The organism is Brevundimonas sp. (assembly GCF_031412435.1).
In the GTDB taxonomy this organism is placed as follows: domain Bacteria; phylum Pseudomonadota; class Alphaproteobacteria; order Caulobacterales; family Caulobacteraceae; genus Brevundimonas.
The window spans coordinates 17,887-31,243 of sequence record NZ_JANODA010000041.1 but is presented as its reverse complement, the minus strand read 5'-3'; the positions used below and the strand labels follow the sequence as shown (position 1 = coordinate 31,243).

Annotated in this window: 11 protein-coding genes; 6 read left to right on the top strand and 5 right to left on the bottom strand. The window is 66.8% G+C overall.

What is annotated here, in order from left to right:
* Nucleotides 1-2,233 (top strand): vitamin B12 dependent-methionine synthase activation domain-containing protein (locus RMO01_RS07885; protein WP_309628495.1); only part of this gene is annotated, 2,233 nt, incomplete at its 5' end.
* 129 nt (nucleotides 2,234-2,362) lie between these two features.
* Here the strand turns inward: RMO01_RS07885 and RMO01_RS07875 are convergent.
* Together RMO01_RS07875 and RMO01_RS07870 are read right to left on the bottom strand one after the other, a co-directional pair.
* Nucleotides 2,363-2,938 carry a hypothetical protein gene (locus tag RMO01_RS07875; RefSeq protein ID WP_309628494.1) on the bottom strand — a complete coding sequence of 192 codons (576 nt, stop codon included), beginning with the start codon at nucleotides 2,936-2,938 and terminating at the stop codon, nucleotides 2,363-2,365.
* A 164-nt stretch (nucleotides 2,939-3,102) separates the two neighbouring features.
* Nucleotides 3,103-6,291, bottom strand: a complete 3,189-nt coding sequence (locus RMO01_RS07870; RefSeq protein ID WP_309628493.1) for a carboxypeptidase regulatory-like domain-containing protein — start codon at nucleotides 6,289-6,291, stop codon at nucleotides 3,103-3,105.
* A 219-nt stretch (nucleotides 6,292-6,510) separates the two neighbouring features.
* Here RMO01_RS07870 and RMO01_RS07865 point away from each other — a divergent pair, with 219 nt between their 5' ends.
* On the top strand, nucleotides 6,511-6,915 hold the full coding sequence (locus tag RMO01_RS07865) for a TIGR01244 family sulfur transferase (protein ID WP_309628492.1): 405 nt from the start codon (nucleotides 6,511-6,513) through the stop codon (nucleotides 6,913-6,915).
* 231 nt (nucleotides 6,916-7,146) lie between these two features.
* On the top strand, nucleotides 7,147-8,049 hold the full coding sequence (locus RMO01_RS07855; RefSeq protein WP_309628490.1) for an MBL fold metallo-hydrolase: 903 nt from the start codon (nucleotides 7,147-7,149) through the stop codon (nucleotides 8,047-8,049).
* On the opposite strand, the gene RMO01_RS07850 is transcribed toward RMO01_RS07855, so the two are convergent.
* Together RMO01_RS07850 and RMO01_RS07845 are read right to left on the bottom strand one after the other, a co-directional pair.
* On the bottom strand, nucleotides 8,034-8,705 hold the full coding sequence (locus RMO01_RS07850) for a DUF1499 domain-containing protein (RefSeq protein WP_309628489.1): 672 nt from the start codon (nucleotides 8,703-8,705) through the stop codon (nucleotides 8,034-8,036). The genes RMO01_RS07855 and RMO01_RS07850 overlap by 16 nt on opposite strands.
* Before the next feature lie 3 nt (nucleotides 8,706-8,708).
* The gene (locus RMO01_RS07845; RefSeq protein ID WP_309628488.1) at nucleotides 8,709-10,355 is read right to left on the bottom strand and encodes a long-chain-fatty-acid--CoA ligase; all 1,647 of its coding nucleotides are present in this window, start codon (nucleotides 10,353-10,355) and stop codon (nucleotides 8,709-8,711) included.
* A 187-nt stretch (nucleotides 10,356-10,542) separates the two neighbouring features.
* Here RMO01_RS07845 and RMO01_RS07840 point away from each other — a divergent pair, with 187 nt between their 5' ends.
* The 3 genes from RMO01_RS07840 to RMO01_RS07830 all read left to right on the top strand — a co-directional run bounded on the left by RMO01_RS07840 (nucleotide 10,543) and on the right by RMO01_RS07830 (nucleotide 12,645).
* On the top strand, nucleotides 10,543-11,139 hold the full coding sequence (locus tag RMO01_RS07840; RefSeq protein WP_309628487.1) for a hypothetical protein: 597 nt from the start codon (nucleotides 10,543-10,545) through the stop codon (nucleotides 11,137-11,139).
* A 149-nt stretch (nucleotides 11,140-11,288) separates the two neighbouring features.
* Nucleotides 11,289-11,942, top strand: coding sequence for a uridine kinase (udk, locus tag RMO01_RS07835; RefSeq protein WP_309628486.1), 654 nt, complete (start codon nucleotides 11,289-11,291; stop codon nucleotides 11,940-11,942).
* Nucleotides 11,943-12,015: 73 nt separating this feature from the next.
* The gene (locus RMO01_RS07830) at nucleotides 12,016-12,645 is read left to right on the top strand and encodes a TetR/AcrR family transcriptional regulator (RefSeq protein WP_309628485.1); all 630 of its coding nucleotides are present in this window, start codon (nucleotides 12,016-12,018) and stop codon (nucleotides 12,643-12,645) included.
* Here RMO01_RS07830 and pdxH read toward each other — a convergent pair.
* Nucleotides 12,642-13,316 carry a pyridoxamine 5'-phosphate oxidase gene (pdxH, locus tag RMO01_RS07825; protein ID WP_309628484.1) on the bottom strand — a complete coding sequence of 225 codons (675 nt, stop codon included), beginning with the start codon at nucleotides 13,314-13,316 and terminating at the stop codon, nucleotides 12,642-12,644. The two genes, RMO01_RS07830 and pdxH, sit on opposite strands and share 4 nt — an antisense overlap.
* Between the last annotated feature and the right edge of the window lie 41 nt (nucleotides 13,317-13,357).

Genomic DNA, 13,357 nt, shown 5'->3' with positions numbered 1-13,357 from the left:
CAAGATCGAGATCTGCACCCGCGCCTATCGCATCCTGGTGGACGAGGTCGGCTTCCCGCCCGAGGACATCATCTTCGACCCCAACATCTTCGCCGTGGCGACGGGGATCGAGGAGCACGACAACTACGCCGTCGACTTCATAGAGGCGGTCAAGGTCATCAAGGCCACCCTGCCCTACGCCCGGATCTCGGGCGGGGTGTCGAACGTGTCGTTCAGCTTCCGCGGCAATGAGCCGGTGCGCCGGGCGATCCACTCGGTCTTCCTGTACCACGCCATCGCCGCCGGCATGGACATGGGCATCGTCAACGCCGGCGACCTGCCGGTCTATACCGACATCGAGTCGACCCTGCGCGAGGCGGTCGAGGACGTGATCCTCAACCGGCCCCAGCGGACCAATGTCTCCAACACCGAACGCCTCGTCGACATCGCCCCCAACTACAAGGGCGACAAGGGGGTGGCGCGGGTCGTCGACCTGAAGTGGCGCGACCAGCCCGTCGGCAAGCGGATTGAACACGCCCTGGTCAACGGCATCACCGAGTACATCGACGCCGACACCGAGGAAGCCCGCCTGTCGGTCGAGCGGCCGCTGCACGTCATCGAGGGTCCGCTAATGGACGGGATGAACGTGGTCGGCGACCTGTTCGGCTCGGGCAAGATGTTCCTGCCGCAGGTGGTGAAGTCCGCCCGGGTGATGAAACAGGCCGTGGCCTGGCTGGAGCCGTTCATGGAGGCCGAGAAGGCCGGCAAGCCGCGCGAACAGGCCGGCCGAATCCTGATGGCGACGGTGAAGGGCGACGTCCACGACATCGGCAAGAACATCGTCGGCGTCGTGCTGCAATGCAACAACTACGAGGTCATCGACCTGGGCGTCATGGTCCCGGCCGACCGGATCCTGGACGCCGCGATCGAGCACAAGGTGGACATCGTGGGCCTGTCGGGCCTGATCACCCCGTCGCTGGACGAGATGGTGTTCGTGGCGCGCGAGATGCAGCGGCGCGGCTTCGACATCCCCCTGCTGATCGGCGGGGCGACGACTAGCCGGACCCATACGGCGGTCAAGATCGAGCCGGGCTACTCCGCCGGATCGACCACCTATGTCGTCGACGCCTCGCGCGCCGTGGGCGTGGTCTCGGGCCTGCTGTCAAAGACCGAGCGGGCCAAGAACGAGGCCATTACCCGCGACGAATACATCCGCATCCGCGAACAGTACGCCCGCGGCCAGGAGGTCAAGGCGCGCGCCACCCTGCCCCAGGCGCGCGAGAACCGGTTCAGGATCGATCCGGCAGCCCCGATGCCGGGCAAGCCGTCCTTCATCGGCGTGAAGGCGTTCGACAGCTGGGACTTGCAGGACCTGGCCGACCACATCGACTGGACGCCCTTCTTCGCCAGCTGGGAGCTGATCGGCCGCTATCCGCTGATCCTCGAGGACGAGATCGTCGGCGAGGCGGCCAAGGACCTGTTCGCGGACGCCCAGGTGATGCTGAAACAGATCATCGACGAGAAGTGGTTCACGGCCAAGGGCGTGGTCGGCTTCTGGCCCGCCAATGCGATCGGCGACGACGTGGCCGTCTATGCCGACGAGAGCCGCACCGAAGAGATCGCCCGCTTCCACACCCTGCGCCAGCAGATCAGGAAGTCGAACGGCAAGCCGAACCTGGCCCTGTCGGACTTCGTCGCCGAGACGGGTGAAGACTATATCGGCGCCTTCGCGGTCACGACCGGCCACGGTGAGGTCGAGGCGTCGAAACGGTTCAAGGACGCCGGCGACGACTATTCCGCCATCATGGCGGCGGCCCTCGCCGATCGTCTGGCCGAGGCCTTCGCCGAACGGCTGCACAAGGAGGTCCGCACCCAGCTGTGGGGCTATGCGGGCGACGAGGTGTCGACACCCGACGAGCTGATCGCCGAACAGTACCAGGGCATCCGGCCGGCGCCCGGCTATCCGGCCCAGCCCGACCATACCGAGAAGGCCACCCTGTTCCGACTGCTTCAGGCCGAACAGAACGCGGGCATGGCCCTGACCGAGAGTTTCGCCATGACGCCCCCTGCCTCGGTGTCGGGCCTGTATTTCGGCCACCCGGGCAGCCACTACTTCGGCGTCGGCAAGATCGATCTGGATCAGATCCAGGACTATGCCGCTCGCAAGGGCTGGGACGTCGAGACCGCCGAACGCTGGCTCTCGCCCATCCTCAACTACGAGCCCGGCGCAGCGGAACGGGTGGCGGCGGCGTAGTCCTCCCCCATTGGGGGAGGGGGACCGCGAAGCGGTGGAGGGGGCTGGCCCCGGACACCGAGTTCGCGGCTGGCCCCCTCCGTCACGGCGCGGAAGACGCGCCGCGCCACCTCCCCCGTCGGGGGAGGATTACTCCTTCGGGACGCCGACCTCATCCAGACCAGCCTGATCCAGCGTCACCGGCGGGGTGGTGATGTTCTCGCGCACGCGGCGGGCGGCGTGTTCGCAGCGGCCCGGCAGGCCGAAGAACAGGCCGAAGGCCTCGCTGCGGGCGCGCTCATCTTCCTGGGCCTGCAGGGGAAGCCATCGGGCGGCAGCGTCGGCCTCGGCCGCGCGGGCGGCGGCGAGGGTCGCGGGCGTCTGACGGCCCTGTCCGGCGGCGAGGGCGTCGCGGAAATCCGCCGCCTCCAGCCCGCCCAGACGGATGATGTCGCGGTCCAGATCGTCGGCGGTCGTCAGGCTGCGGCCGAGGGAGATATGGCCTTCAACCAGAGCCGCACACCAGGCGACCAGAGGATAGTCCTGTTCCGGCGCGCCGCGCGGCAGGGGCGTCTCATAGGCGATCGCCTCGCGCGCCCTTAGCGCGTCGGTGCTCTCTCCGGCGTCGCGGGCGGTGACGACCGGGCCGTCGTCCTGTTGCGCGAAGGCGGGAGACTGGGCAGCGAGGGCCAGGACGAGAAGCGAGGCGGCGAGACGAAGGCGCATGGACGGTCCGTGATCTGTTTCGGGGAGTTGGCCCCACCCAACGCGTGACGCGTCGCAATGGTTTTTCGATGGCGGCGATTTTCGCCGGACAAGGCTTCAAAGAAAAAGAGCGGCGGATCCGAAGATCCGCCGCCCAGTCGTGCTCATGCAGTCGTCGGTGGAGTTTAGAAGGCCCAGTCGAAGCCGAAGCGGATGGAGCGCGGAGCCTGATAGACGGTCGGCGCACCGTAGGTGGTGTCGGGGTTGCCGGAGTCGTCTTCGCCGAACTCGTTGATCTGCGTCACGCCGTCCAGGTTGAGGACGTTGATGATGTCGGCACGCAGAACCAGATTGCCTGGGACGAAGTCATCCAGCGAGTAGCGCAGGGCCAGGTCGAAGCGGGTCGTCCAGTCGCTTTCCAGAGCTGACCCGCGATCCACGACCAGCTGGTTGCAGAAGCGCGCGGCCGCGCCGTAGGACTGGTTGGCCACATCGCCGTCGCCGTTCGCATAGGTCGGCGGGGCCAGACCGATGCAGCCGTAGTGACGGGGCGAGGCCACCGAGAGGTTGGCGCCGACGGTGAAGTTGTCGAACGCCTGCCACGAGCCGTACAGCTTGAACTGATGGGCGCGGTGGTTCGGCAGCAGGCCCGACGAACCCGGCAGGAAGGACAGGAAGTCGAAGTCCTGGGTGATGCCGGCGTCGACCTGGCCCACGTCGGACTTGACGCCGCCCTCAGTATTACCCTCGGACTTCGACAGGGTGTAGGAGCCGGTCAGGCCCCAGACGCCGTCGAAGGCGCGATCGAAGGTGAACTCCAGCGCGGAATACTCGCGGCGGACCTTCGGGAAGGGCAGATCGGCCTCGGTCAGATTGATCGTCTGTTCCGAAAGCACGCCCGCCGCGTTCGGCAGGTCGACCACGATGGTCGCGGCCGAGCCCGGATTGATGATCCGGTACAGCGACTGACCGTTATAGAGGTCGAAGCAGCCGGTGTGCTGGGCATTGGTCAGCGCGATATTGTTGCGGCGGCAGTAGTTCACCACACCGCTGTCGAGCAGCGCATCCTCGGCGATCGTGCCGAGGTTGCGGTAGATCGCCTTGACGCCCAGCGTCCACAGGTCCGTCACCTGGGACTCATAGCCGACGATGAACTCGTCTTCATAGGTCGCTTCCAGGTTGGTGGCGACCAGGGTGCGCGGATCGGGTTGCGAGCCGTTGTTACGCACCGAGCAGGAGATCGCGCCGGCCGCAGCCGTCGTGCCCGTGCCGGCCGGGCAGGCCTGGAAGCTCGGACGGTTGGTGATCTGCGGTCCGAAGCCGCCGGTCGGCAGACCGGTGGTGGCGTCGAAGGCCGTGGTCGAACCGGCCGAGCCACCGAAGAAGCGCGCGCCAGCCGTGGGCAGGTAGAACTCGGTGATGTCGATCGCCGGCGCCGCGATGCGGAACGCGGTGTTCGAAACCGGCGGCAGGAAGTAACGGCCATAGGTGCCGTAGAACTTCGACGTGCCGTCACCGACCGGATCGTAGGTGGCGCCGAGACGGGCCGCGTAGTTGTTTTCGAAATCGATGAAGGTCACACCGGCGGTGTTCTTCGTCTCGAAGTTGTCGTTGCGGAAGCCGATCTGCAGGTTCAGGCGATCGCTGACGTCCCACGAGTCATGGATGTAGAAGGCTTCGTTGGCGCCGTCGAAGCCGCCGCCCGACGTGAAGATGCGGCGAGTGGCGTATTCCTGCCCGACCGTGATGCCCAGCGACGACGCCGTCGAAGCCGAGGCGGTATTATAGACATAGTTGCCGCCGCCGTTACGGACCGAGAAAGTCGTCAGCGTGGTGTCTTCGTGGTCGTAGCCGAACCGGATGTGGTGCTGGCCGAACAGGTCGAAATAGACGTCGGCGTCAGCGCGGTAGAACTTGCGTTCTGCGAGCTGCGGGGAGGAAGCGGCCGCAGTCTGGCGGCTGCGGCGGGCGTTGGCGAGGCTGACCCCGGCGCCGTTCAGACGGTTGTCCTGCACGAGCGATTCCGCAGTCGGTTGAACGAGGCTGGAGGAATCGATGGTGGTTTCACCATAGGCGGCCGAAACGGTCAGCCAGTCGGTGAAGGTGCCGGTGTAGCGGCCGACCCAGTTCTCGCCGCCCTGCGACAGCAGGGTCGAGTTCAGCGCGGTCGTGCCGATAGCGCCCGTGGTCGGGTTGTAGTCATAGGCCGTGCGCGTGCGCGAGCTGGAGGTGTCGAAATAGGTGAACTCCAGACGGTGATCCGCGGTGATGTAGCCGTCCAGCTTCACTCCGTAGAACGGATCGTCGCTGAACACGTCGCGGTTCAACGTACCGGTGGTGCCTGCGCTGGAGGCCGACTGGGACTCCGTGTCGTTGTAGGCGACGATGCCGTAGGCGAACAGGCGGTCACGGATGATCGGGCCGCCGACTTCCAGGGTCAGGGTCTTTTCTTCAAATTCGGCGAGGGCGTTAACGACGCCGGCGTACTGCGGGCCGGACGGCGTGTTCGGGGCATCCTCACGCAGCGAGTCGGGCGCCCAGGTGCCATGCAGTTCGACGACGAAGTCATTGGTGCCGGACTTGGTCGTGGCGTTGATGATGCCGCCGGTGGCGCGGCCGAACTCGGCGGAGTAGCCGCCGGTCTTCACTTCAACGTTCTTGTAGAACTCGAACGGCACGGTCGCTCCGCCCAGACCGGTCACGAAGTTCGTGATGTTCAGGCCGTTGACGAAGAAGGCGTTTTCAGCCGGGCCCGAGCCTCCCAGGGCAGGAGGAGCCTGCAGCTGGGACTGACCGATCGCGAACTGAGAGTCGCCGACGACGGCGCCAGGAGCCAGCAGGGTCACGGCGGTGATGTTACGGGCGACCGGGACGTTCTCGATCAGTTGGTCGACGTCGATCGACACGCCGGTGGCGGCGCGCGACATGTCCAGCGAGCGGCGAACGCCCGTGACGACGATGTCGTCGACGTTCGAACCCGAGGCGCCGACGGCGCCGAGCGTGAAGACGTAGCTGTTGTTGCCGAGACCGACCGAGACGTCATCCGACACATTGTCGAAGCCCGGGGCAGCGACCGTCACGGTGTAGGAACCAGTCGGGATAAGCGGAACGCGGAACTGACCGTTGGCGCCGGTAGTGGCGCTGCGGCTGATACCTTGGGCGTTGGAGACGACGGTCACCGTGGCGCCGGAGATCGGCTCGCCGTTGGCGCCTCCAACGGTCCCGGTCAGGGTGCCGTTGGTATAGTCCTGCGCCACTGCGGCGGTCGGCGCGGCGACGACTGCGACCACGGGCAGGGCTGCGATGGCCAGAATGGCCGCGCCGCCCATCATCGTGGTGGCGAGCATGCGCTGCCGGATGGATTGGTTTCTCAAGATCGTTCTCCTGAAACGATGGCGCGGCCCTCCGCCGCACCCCTGGTCGTCATGCGACGACAAAGTGTCGCAGACTGACCTACTGATAGGCCCGATGAACTTTGCTGCGCCACCGCAATTACAGGTGTGTAATGTTCTCGCCCCATCAGTGTCGCATTCAGGACACGTTGCCGACGAACAAGCGTCTCCGTCCTGTCGTCGAACCAAGAGGCTCCCCTAATGTTGTCACCACGCCCTCTGACCCCGGACGTCTGGGCTTCGCCGCAGATCGCTGTCGCGGATCTGGCGGAGGTCGCGGCGATGGGCGTGCGCCGGATTATCAACAATCGTCCCGACGACGAGGACGTGGGTCAGCCGCCGTCCGCCGAGATGGAGAAGGCCGTGCGAGCAGCGGGACTGGACTATTTGCATGCGCCCGTCATGGGCATGCCGGGGCCAGATGCGGTCCGCGCCGTCGCGGCTGCGCTGGAGACGGGCGAACCCGTCCTGATGTACTGCCGCTCAGGCACGCGGTCGACGGTGACCTGGGCGCTGGCGATGCGGGCGTTGGATCGCGCCCAGCCCGATGAGTTGCGAGCGGCGGCGGCGAACGCCGGGTACGACCTCAGCCGACTTCCGCTCTAGCGGCGGCCCGGCTTACCGCTGGATCGCCACCCGGGTCGCGTAGGGAATCGGTTCAGGATCGCCGCAGGACGCGAGTACAAGTTGCGCCGCCATGAGACACAGGATCGCCGCCGCGATGGGCTGGAGCCGATTTGAGACACTGAAGGCGATGCTTTGGGCCACGGGGTACGCTCCGGACGGGATTTACCTCTCGTTAAGGCAAGGTCCGCGCCGCGTTTCGAAGGCCGCATCGTGATCCCGTTCATCCGCGCTTTCGACTTCGCCTACGGCCGGCGCGATCAGGTTTCCCCCCTGATCCAGAGGGTCGTCTGCGACAACCCGGGACCGTTCACCCTCACGGGCACGGGGACCTATATCGTCGGGCGACCGGAGGACGGCGCCGCAGTCGCCGTGATCGACCCGGGGCCCATGGATACGACGCATTTGCAGGCGCTGCTGGCCGCGGTCGAGGGCCGCACGGTCAGCCATGTCCTGGTGACCCATACCCACCGCGACCACTCTCCCCTCGCTCGACCTTTCGCCGACCGGGTCGCAGCGCCGGTGCTGGCCATGCGTCCGCCCGTGCGCCAGGTCCACGCCTCGGGGACGTTGGACGAGGAAGAGGACGCGCTGTTTGCGCCCGACACGATCCTGTCAGGCGGCGAGCGGATCGCGGGCGACGGCTGGACGATGACCGCCATGGCGACGCCGGGGCACGCCTCCAACCACATGGCCTTCGCGCTGGCGGAGGAGAACGCCCTGTTCTGCGGCGATCACGTCATGGGCTGGTCGACCACCGTGGTCGCGCCGCCGGACGGGAACATGTCGGACTATATGCGCAGCCTCGACGCGGTGATCGCCACCGGCTTCTCGACCCTGTGGCCGACACACGGCGCGCCGGTGACGGATCCCGCGCCCTTCCTCGTCGCCTACAAGGCCCATCGGCTGGAGCGGGAGGCGCAGATCCTGGCGCGGATCCGGGCGGGCGACCGGACGATCGCGGAGATGGTCCCGGTCCTCTATGCCGCCGTCGACCAGCGGCTGTGGCCGGCCGCCAGCCTGTCCGTGCTGGCCCACCTGATCAAACTGGTGGACGAGGGCCGGATAAGCGTCAACGAACCGCCCGGGCTCGGCTCAATCTACGCGGCCGCCTGAAGCGCGGCGACCAAGGCCGCGGCGACCTTGCAGGTGGCGCCGCCGTCGGTGTGGTCATAGCGGGCCACGACGCGGACGTCGGTACGGCCCGGACGGATGCGGACCACAGCCTCGTGCCCCATGCCGAACCAGAAGCCGTCGCGCACGCCGCGCGAGCGGAACAGCTGGGACTCGGTGACCGAGAAGCCCGCAGCCTGAAGCGCATCGGTGGCCTTTTCTGGCGCAACCTGGGTCATGACGGCCTGCACGCCCGGACAGGCGACGGGCGCACCCGTAGCACCCGGCACGGCCGGCGGCTCGGTCAGGTCGGTGGACACATCGAGGGGTCCTGCGACGGCGATCGATCGCGACTGGACGAAGAAGGCGGCGGCGACTGCGGCGCAGACGATCACGATCGCAATGCTGATCAGGCCCAGCCTGCGGAACTGCTGCACCGACATCGCCAGCGAAAGGACGGCGAAGCCCAGGGCGAACCAAGCGACGACCTGCGCAACCTGCAGCGTCAGGACGTCGAGGCCGACGTCCAGTGACACGATCCCGTTTCGCGTCAGCAGGAGCGCGGCGAAGGTGATCAGCGGGGCCAGCACGGCCAGCCCCATGGCGATCCGCACCTTGGCCATGCCGCCCTTCAACCGCGAACGCGGGCCGCTGGCCATGCCTCAGGCCCGCTCGGGCGAGATGGCGCCAGGCAGGGTGTAGTCCTTCAGCCGCTCGCGCAGCAGCTTCTTGTCGATCTTGCCGGTGGCGCCCAGCGGGATGTCAGCCACGAAGACCACATCGTCGGGCATCCACCATTTGGCGATCTTGCCGACCAGGAAGTCCAGGTGCTCCTGCTTGTTCTCGGTCTCGCCGGGCTTCAGCTTGATGACCAGCACGGGGCGTTCGTCCCACTTCGGGTGGGCCGCGCCGATGACGGCGGCCAGCTCGACCTTCGGGTGACCCACGGCGATGTTCTCGATCTCGATCGAGGAGATCCACTCGCCGCCCGACTTGATCACGTCCTTGGCGCGGTCGGTGATCTGCATGAAGCCGTGCTCGTCGATGGTCGAGACGTCGCCGGTGTCGAAGAAGCCCTCGTGGTCGAGGATGTCGCCGCCCTCGTCCTTGAAATAGCCCTTGGCGATGGTCGGGCCCTTGATCATCAGGCGGCCGTAGGTTGCGCCGTCGTGCGGCATCTCCTGACCGGCGTAGTTCTTCAGCTTCAGCTCGACGCCCAGGGGCGGAATGCCCTGTTTGACGCGCCACTTCATGCCCTCGTCATAGGGCAGGGCCGCCAGTTCGGGGGTCAGGTTCGACAGGGTGCCGATGGGCGAGGTCTCGGTCATGCCCCAGCCCTGGAGCACCTCGATGTCGAACTCGTCGTGGAAGGCGCGGATCAGGCTTTCCGGCACAGCCGAGCCGCCGATCAGGACCTTCTTGACGGTCGGGATCTTGAGATTGTTCTCGCGCAGATGGGTCAGCAGACCCTGCCATACGGTCGGCACGGCGGCGGAGAAGGTCACGCCTTCGGACTCGATCAGTTCATAGATGGCCGCGCCGTCCATCCGGGCGCCCGGCATGACCAGGCGCGCGCCCGAGGCCGGGCCGGCGAAGGCGATGCCCCAGGCGTTGGCGTGGAACATCGGCACCACGGGCAGGATCACTTCGGCGGGCGACGGGCCGAGCACCGTCGACTGCATCCCCATCAGGGTGTGGATGAAGTTCGACCGGTGCGAATAGAGGACGCCCTTCGGGTTCCCGGTCGTGCCCGAAGTATAGCAGAGTCCGCAGGCGGTCTGTTCGTCGAACCCGCCCCAGACGCAGTCGTCGGACACGCCCGACAGCAGCTGCTCGTAGCATTCCGCCTTGGGCAGTTTGGTTGCCGGCATATGCCATTCGTCGGTCATAACCACGACGCGCTCGACCGACGGACAGTGCGGCAGCACCGCTTCCAGCAGGGGCACGAAGGTCAGGTCGACGAAGATGATCCGGTCTTCGGCGTGGTTGATGATGTAGATCAGCTGCTCAGGGAAAAGGCGCGGGTTCAGGGTGTGGCACACCGCCCCCATGCCCATGATGCCGTACCAGACCTCCATGTGGTTGCCCGTGTTCCACGCCAGGGTCGCGATCCGGTCGCCCGGCTTCACGTTCCACTCCTTGAGCACGTTGGAGACCTTGCGGGCCCGGCTGTGAATCTCGGCATAGGTGGTGCGGACGATCGGTCCCTCGACCGAGCGGGTCACCACCTCCCGGTGGCCGTGCCAGTTCTTCGCGTGGTCCAGGATCCGATCGACCGTCAGCGGCCAGTCCTGCATCAAACCGAGCATCGCATTCCCTCATTGCCCCGGCTGGATGCGGGGCTTGGCTTCACGCTAGCCGAGGTGACCGCTGATAAGCAACGTGACGCTAGGTCACTGTGCATCACCTCGAACGCCGTTCGAGGCTTTGCCGTTGCGTCCCTTTGGCTTTTGCCCTCTGTTCCCGTCCCTGAGATTTCGAAAAGGACGCCCGGACATGCGTATCGCCACCCGCACCGCCCTCGCCTTCGCCGCCCTGACGGTGCTCGCCGCCTGCGATCGAACCCAGACGCCGCCAGTCGTCGCGGAACCCGCAACGCCCGCCGCTGCGCCGGCCGAAGCCGCGCCGACGCCGGCCCAGTCCGCCGGCGGACTGGCCATCGAAGGCGAAGGTTTGCGGCTGTTCGACGCGACGGGGGCGGCCCGCGCCATTCCGTTCGGCACCCCCCAGGCCACAGCCATCGCCGCCGTCGCCGCCTCGGTCGGCGGCGCAGCGCCGCAGGTCACCACCAACGAGGAATGCGGCGCCGGCCCGATCCAGTTCGCCGAGTTCTCCAACGGCCTGCAGCTGCTGTTCCAGAACGAAACCTTCCAGGGCTGGTTCATCGGCGAGGCGGGCCTGACCACAGCGGACGGCATGGGGGTGGGGTCGACACGGGCCTCGGTCGAAAGCTCCCGCACCATCGAGATGGTCGCCGACACAACCCTCGACGGCGAGTTCAGCTCAGGCGACATCGGGGGCTTCCTGACGGCTGCGACCCCGCAGGGAACGGTTTCCGCCCTGTACGCCGGTCTCACCTGCTTCTTCCGCTAGCCGCCCCTGGCCTCCGACCTTGATCGGCTGAGGAGAGATCGCTTCACGATCTCGCTGATGCCGTGACTCAAGGTCCGACATGACTCTGGGACCTGATCCGACCGCAAAACCGCTCACACTTTTCCGGATCAGGTCCTAGAAGGCCCGCCATGACCATTCTGATCGCGATCACCGGCGGCTCCGGCTCGGGCAAGTCCACCCTGGCCGAGGCCCTGGTCAGCGCCCTGCCGCCGGGCGCCGCCGCCCTGATGCGAGAGGACTCGTACTACCGCGACGCGGCCTCCCTGCCCGGCTTCGATGCGGCGACCTTTGACTTCGACGACGTGACCGCGCGCGATCACGAGCTTCTGTACGATGACCTTACCCGGTTGAAAGCGGGCAAGCCGGTCACCGCCCCCGTCTATTCCTTCATCCACCACGGCCGTGAACCGGACGGCGAGCCCATCCCAGCCGCCCAGGTGGTGATCGTGGAGGGCACCCATGTGCTGTGCACGCCGCCCGTCGCTGACCTGTTCGACATCCGCGTATTCGTCGATACGCCCGCAGACATCCGCTTCATCCGTCGCCTGTTGCGCGATCAGGCCGAGCGGGGGCGGACGGCGCAGTCGGTCATCGACCAGTATCTGAAGACCGTGCGGCCCGGCCACGAACGCCTGACCGAGCCGTCACGGACCCGTGCGGACTTCATTGTCGCCGACGCCACGGCCGCCGTGCGCCTCGATGATCCCCAGGCCGTGGTCCGTCTGGCGGCCCCGGTTCTGGCCCATCCGCTGCTGGCGCACCTGAAACCTGTCGAAACCTGACGATTTCCGATGTGACATCGCCAGCTTGGGCATATCGTCTATCGATTGTAGTCTGATCCAAGCGGACGCCACGATGCAACGAGACGGAGCCCACTCCGCGACCCCGGCCACCGATCCCCGCCGCGACAATATCGTCCGCGAGGCGCGACGCCATTTCATGTCCGAGGGCTATGCGGCGACGCGGATCGAGCCGATCGCCCGCGCCACCTCGGTCTCGACCGCGACCCTCTATGGCTATTTCCCGTCCAAGGCCGACCTGTTTGCGGCGGTGATCGCCAATGCTTCGGACGACTTCGTCGAACAGATGAAGCGTGTCCGTTGCGACGATGGCGACGCCCGCACCCGGCTGACCCGCTTCGCTGTCGCCTATGCCGGCTTCATGGGCGATCCGTTCGTGCGGTCGGTGTTCCGGCTGGTGATGGCCGAGCGCCCGCGCTTCCGCGACGTGGCCATGGGGTTCTTCGAAAAGGGCCGCAATGACTTCGGTCTGCCGTTGATGGAAGCCCTGAACGCCCTCGCGACGAGCGGCGATCTGCGCTTCGACAAGGCCTCCTGGGCGGCCGGCCAACTGATGGGAATGATCGAGCATCCCGTCTTCTTCATGCCGATGGTCACCGGCGACGAGGTCCACGCGGCGCGCACGCCGGAATCCATCGCCGCCGACGCGGTCGAGACCTTCCTGGCCCGCTACGGAACCGGCTAGGGCTGAAGCCGGGTCCGCGTCCAGCCGTCTCCGTCGCGGGTGAACAGCAGCCGGTCATGCAGGCGGAACGGCCGGTCGCGCCAAAACTCCACCGTCTCGGGGGTCACCCGCCAGCCGGTCCAGCGTTCGGGGCGAGGCACGTCCTGCCCTTCGAACCGCTCCGTTTCTCGCGCTACAGCCGCCTCGAGCTCGGCGCGACTCGCCAAAGGTCGGGACTGATCCGAAGCCCAGGCGCCGATCCGGCTCTCCCGCGCCCGGCTGGCGAAATAGGCGTCGGCCTCGGCCGTACTGACCGGCTCGACGACGCCCCTCACCCGCACCTGACGGCGCAGCGACTTCCAGTGGAACAGCAGGGCCGCGCGCGGCGTGGCGTCCAGTTCCACGCCCTTGTTGCTTTCCCGGTTTGAATAGAAGCTGAAGCCACGCTGATCGACGTCCTTCAGCAGCACCATCCGGCTGTCCGGCGCACCGTCAGCATCGATGGTCGACAGGGCCATGGCGTTGGCGTCGTTGGGCTCGTGCCCCTTGGCCTCGGTCAACCACTCAACGAACAGGCTGATCGGCTCGGACCGCTCGAAGATCGTCTCATCGCCGTTCGCGGCCAGGGCGGCGGCATAGTCGCGAGCGTATTCCTCGCGGGTCGGGCTGGGGGGAATCGCTGCGTTCGTCATGGCGCGGCTATAGCAAGGCCTGAGCCGACCCGCACGGTTAA